Raw genomic sequence first — 1,047 nt, forward strand, 5'->3', positions numbered from 1 at the left:
AACTTTAGAGGGACTGTTTGATGGCAGTGCATGAATGCGTATCTTTTATTCTGCTTCGAGGTAGTAAACTGCTACTGGAAAAACGCAGTAACACTAAGGAAACAGACCCGGGACTAATTACCATTCCCGGTGGGCATATTGAGAAGGGTGAAACAAAGATACAAGCACTCGTGAGAGAGCTTGAAGAAGAACTATGTATCGTTCCAATAGACTCTGAGTATTTGTGCTCACTCTACCATCCAACGACTGAGCTCCAATTAATACACTATTTCATTGTGAAGGATTGGAAAGGTGATATATCTGTACAAGAAGCAGATGACGTGGGTTGGTACACAATTACGGGTGCACCAGTTGGCATTGACGCAGATAGAGTTGCTCTTTCGGAGCTGCAAAGAGTGAATAAATACCTATGAGTGCAGTTCTAACAATTTGTTCAAGCAGACAGCTAACCGTTGGCGATTTTGGTTTGAATTGAGTTTAGTGATTACGGTGGCTTTGTTTGAGTGTGGTGGCAGTTAGCTGCTACTTAACAAGGCGTTATGTTTCAACGAGGAAATGATGGAATATCAAGGAAGTTGTCATTGTGGAGAAGTTCAGTTTTCAGTTGAAGCTCCTGAGGTTATTGAGGCCGACTTATGCAATTGCTCAATATGTAAAAAGTCAGGCTTTCTGCATTTGATAGTACCTAACTCAAAGTTTTCTTTGTTGAAGGGACAGGACAGTTTAAGTACTTACACGTTTAATACGAATGTCGCTAAGCACTTTTTCTGTGCCACATGTGGTTGTAAACCTTTCTACATTCCGCGCTCAAACCCCGATGGAGTGGACGTTAATATCAACTGTATCGACACTCCAATTTCAAAGGTTGTGGTATCGGAGTTTGACGGGAGAGAGTGGGAGCAACATGCCTATAAACTCGCCCACAAGAGCAAAGAAACATAACAAATTGTTCAAGCAGACAGCTAACAGTCGGCGATTTTGGTTTGGATTGAGTTTAGTGATTACGGTGGCTTTGTTTGGGTGCAGTGGTAGTTAGCTGCTACTTAA

General features: G+C 42.1%; 2 protein-coding genes. Both read left to right on the top strand.

The window, feature by feature from the left end; translation table 11 throughout:
* The first annotated feature begins 20 nt into the window (after window positions 1–20).
* Entirely contained in the window at window positions 21–413 is a 393-nt protein-coding gene (locus tag TZ48_RS19755; protein WP_112480380.1) for an NUDIX hydrolase, read from the top strand.
* 145 nt (window positions 414–558) lie between these two features.
* On the top strand, window positions 559–942 hold the full coding sequence (locus tag TZ48_RS26510) for a GFA family protein (RefSeq protein ID WP_112480381.1): 384 nt from the start codon (window positions 559–561) through the stop codon (window positions 940–942).
* The last annotated feature ends 105 nt before the right edge of the window (window positions 943–1,047 follow it).

The organism is Vibrio variabilis (assembly GCF_003263785.1).
Classification (GTDB): Bacteria; Pseudomonadota; Gammaproteobacteria; order Enterobacterales; family Vibrionaceae; genus Vibrio; species Vibrio variabilis.

What these genes read in the sequence shown, in the direction of transcription:
- TZ48_RS26510 (WP_112480381.1), top strand. Translation starts at nt 559, where the DNA reads ATGGAATATCAAGGAAGTTGTCATTGTGGAGAAGTTCAGTTTTCAGTT.
- TZ48_RS19755 (WP_112480380.1), top strand. Translation starts at nt 21, where the DNA reads ATGGCAGTGCATGAATGCGTATCTTTTATTCTGCTTCGAGGTAGTAAA.